At 72.7% G+C, this 3,681-nt stretch carries 2 protein-coding genes; both read right to left on the bottom strand.

Translation table 11 applies throughout. The features are described 5' to 3' along the window. A partial coding sequence (locus G3I40_RS08425; protein ID WP_239091608.1) for a serine/threonine-protein kinase occupies positions 1-914 on the bottom strand: 914 nt, incomplete at its 3' end. Positions 915-1,515: 601 nt separating this feature from the next. Beyond that, the gene (locus G3I40_RS08420) at positions 1,516-3,225 is read right to left on the bottom strand and encodes a glycerol-3-phosphate dehydrogenase/oxidase (RefSeq protein ID WP_164301541.1); all 1,710 of its coding nucleotides are present in this window, start codon (positions 3,223-3,225) and stop codon (positions 1,516-1,518) included. Between the last annotated feature and the right edge of the window lie 456 nt (positions 3,226-3,681).

Raw genomic sequence — 3,681 nt, 5'->3', positions numbered from 1 at the left:
TTGCGCACCGACTTCAACGCGCCGCGCAGCTTCTCCGCGGCCTCCTCGCCCCGGGCGGACACGGCCGAACTCCCCTTGCCCGCCGGCTTGTCCAGCGGCGGCACGGGCGGCAGCGGCACGACCTTCGTGGCGTCGGCCGGCTCCGGCTCGGCCTTCGGCTCGGGCGCGTGGACGACCTCGGTCAGCAGCGACCGGGCGCCCGCGTCGTCGAGCCGCTGCGCCGGGTCCTTGGCGAGCAGTCCGTAGATCACCGGCTCCAGCGGACCCGCGTTCTTGGGCGGGTCGACCGGCTCGGTCATCACGGCGGTCAGCGTCGCGATCGCCGACCCCTTGTCGTACGGGGGCACGCCTTCCACGGCCGCGTACAGCAGACCGCCCAGCGACCACATGTCGGCGGCGGGACCGGGCTTGTGCCCGCGGGCCCGCTCGGGCGAGATGTACGAGGGGGCGCCGACGAGCATGCCGGTCGAGGTGATGGACGGGTCGCCCTCGACCTGGGCGATGCCGAAGTCGGTCAGTACGACCCGGCCGTCCTCGGCGATCAGCACGTTCGAGGGCTTCACGTCGCGGTGCAGGATGCCCTCGCGGTGGGCGGAGCGCAGCACGTCGAGGATGGCGAGCCCGACCTCGGCGGCCCGCTTCGGTTCGAGCAGGCCGTCCTCCCGGATGGCCTCGGCGAGGGACTTGCCCTCGACGAGCTCCATGACGATCCAGGGCCGGTCGTCCTCGTCGACCACGTCGAAGACGGTGACCGCCCCGTTGTTGCGGATGCGGGCGATCGCCTTCGCCTCGCGCAACGTACGTGTGATGAGGCGCCGCTTCTCCTCGTCGTCGATGCTCGACGGGAAACGCAGTTCCTTGACCGCGACCGTGCGCCCGAGGGTCTCGTCCTTGGCGCGCCAGACGGTGCCCATGCCGCCGCGGCCGAGCACGTCGCCGAGGCGGTACCGCCCGGCGAGCAGCCGCCCGCTCGCGTCCTGCCCGCCCCGGTCCTTCCGGTCGTCCCGGTCGTCCCGGTTCTTCGGGTCGTCCTGGTCCTCCCGGTCGTCCTGGCCGTCGCGTACTTCCCGAGCGTCCTGAACGTCCTGAACGTCCTGATCGGACGAGTCCTGACGAGCGCTCTCGCCTCGACGGTTCTCGCCCGCCCGCTCCGCCTCCGACATGCGTCCCCTCTGCAACCGGCCCTGACAGAGCCTTCATTGTCCCTCACCCGAGGAGCACCCGACGCCCAGGGTCGCCCCTGGGACGGCGCCTGCGCACACGCCCCGCACGAGGGACCGCACCGCCGAAGGAACCGCCGTGCCCGCACTTCGGACACACCCGGCCATACCTCTGTCCGCGGTGACCGCTCTGCCCGGATCCGGGCAGCGTCCCGACGGCAGATCCTTCCCCGGACGCCACTCTTCCTTCGCTCGTCAGCGAGGGCAAGGCCCCGGCGCCGACGCGCGCGGCCTCCGGCGGAACACGGACCCGGCGCTCAACACCCGCCCCGCCCGCGGACGTTACGGCGCCCGCTCACACCAGCGGCACGATGTCGGGCGCTCCCAGCCGGGCCGCGTCCGCCGTGAGGTCGTCCGGCTGCAACTGCGACTCGCGCTCCGCCTCCACCCGCTTCTCGTAGTGCTCGACCTCCCGCTCCACCTGATCCTTGTCCCAGCCGAGCACCGGCGCCATCAACTCGGCCGCCTCCCGCGCACATCGCGTACCCCGGTCGAACGTCTCGATGGAGATCCGCGTACGCCGCGTCAGCACGTCGTCGAGGTGGCGCGCCCCTTCGTGCGAGGCCGCGTAGACGACCTCGGCCCGCAGGTAGTCGTCGGCCCCGTTCAGCGGCGCCCCGAGCCCGGAGTCGGCGGCGATCAGCTCCAGGACCTCCTGCGCCAACGCCCCGTACCGGTTGAGGAGATGCTCCACCCGCACCACGTGCAGCCCGGTCCGCGCGGCGGTCCGCGCCCGCGCGTTCCACAGCGCCCGGTACCCCTCGGCCCCCACCAGCGGCACGTCCTCGGTGACGCACTCGGCGACCCGCTGGTCGAGCGCGTGCACGGCCTCGTCGACGGCGTCCTTCGCCATGACCCGGTACGTCGTGTACTTGCCGCCGGCCACGACCACGAGGCCCGGCACCGGATGCGCCACGGTGTGCTCGCGCGAGAGCTTGCTGGTGGCGTCGGACTCCCCGGCGAGCAGCGGCCGCAGACCGGCGTACACGCCTTGCACGTCGTCGCGCGAAAGGGGCACGGCGAGCACGGAGTTCACGTGCTCCAGGAGGTAGTCGATGTCGGCGCTGGACGCTGCGGGGTGCGCCTTGTCCAGGTCCCAGTCGGTGTCCGTGGTGCCGACGATCCAGTGCCGGCCCCAGGGGATGACGAACAGCACGCTCTTCTCGGTGCGCAGGATCAGCCCGGTCGTCGAGTTGATGCGGTCCTTCGGCACGACGAGGTGGATCCCCTTGGACGCCCGTACGTGGAACTGGCCGCGCTCGCCCACCAGGGCCTGGGTGTCGTCGGTCCACACGCCCGTCGCGTTCACCACCTGCTTGGCCCGGATCTCGTACTCGCCGCCGCCCTCGACGTCCTGCACCCGCGCCCCGACGACCCGCTCGCCCTCCCGGAGGAAGCCGGTCACCCGCGCGCGGTTGGCGACCTTGGCGCCGTACGCGGCGGCGGTGCGCACCAGCGTGGCCACGTAGCGCGCGTCGTCCATCTGGGCGTCGTAGTACTGCAGCGCCCCCACGAGCGCGTCCTTCTTCAGGCAGGGCGCGACCCGCAGCGCGCGCCCCCGCGACAGGTGCCGGTGCATCGGCAGCCCGCGCCCGTGCCCGCGGGCCATCGACATCGCGTCGTACAGGGCTACCCCGGACCCGGCGTACAGCCGCTCCCACCCCTTGTGCTGCAGGGGGTACAGGAACGGCACGGGCTTCACGAGGTGCGGCGCGAGCTTCTCCAGCAGTAGCCCCCGCTCCTTGAGCGCCTCGCGCACGAGCGCGAAGTCCAGCATCTCCAGGTATCGCAGCCCGCCGTGGATCAGCTTGCTGGAGCGGCTCGACGTGCCGGAGGCCCAGTCCCGCGCCTCGACGAGCCCGGTGGACAGTCCGCGTGTCACCGCGTCCAGGGCGGTCCCGGCCCCCACCACCCCGGCGCCCACGACCAGGATGTCCAGCTCTCCCTCGGCCATGTCCGCGAGGGCCTCCGCACGCTGCCCGGGTCCCAGTGTCGCTGCCTTCACTGCTGCCTCCCGCTGTCGTCGGCGCCGGCTTCACCCGCAGGTGTACCCGAGCTCACGGAGCGCAAGCGGGGGTGTCGGGCCCGGCATGCGGCATGTTCCCGATTCTGACCCCCCTGCCCGATTCCGGCCACCACGCGGCCGCCGCCCGGCAACACTCCACGACCCACGGCCACACAATGCCGCATATCGGTCATATTTACTCCTAGTCTGACTGTGCGCTCGCTCGTCCAGTCCACCGGGCTTGCGCACTCGTCCCGCTCCGGCTAAAAGCCGGTACCGCCTCCCGGGAAGGACGGCACCAGACATGCCCGCAGACCCTGGCCCCGCCTCGGGTTCCCCCGCGGCGGCACGCCGCCCGGCACGCCCGCACGCCGCACCGGACCGGGCGCCGCTCCTGCACCCGCGGGGCAACCCGCGCCAGGACCTGGCCGTCATCGGCCTCGGCCACCTCGGCCT

It is taken from the genome of Streptomyces sp. SID14478, from assembly GCF_010548525.1.
Classification (GTDB): domain Bacteria; phylum Actinomycetota; class Actinomycetes; order Streptomycetales; family Streptomycetaceae; genus Streptomyces.
This window is presented reverse-complemented; position numbering and strand designations above follow the sequence as displayed.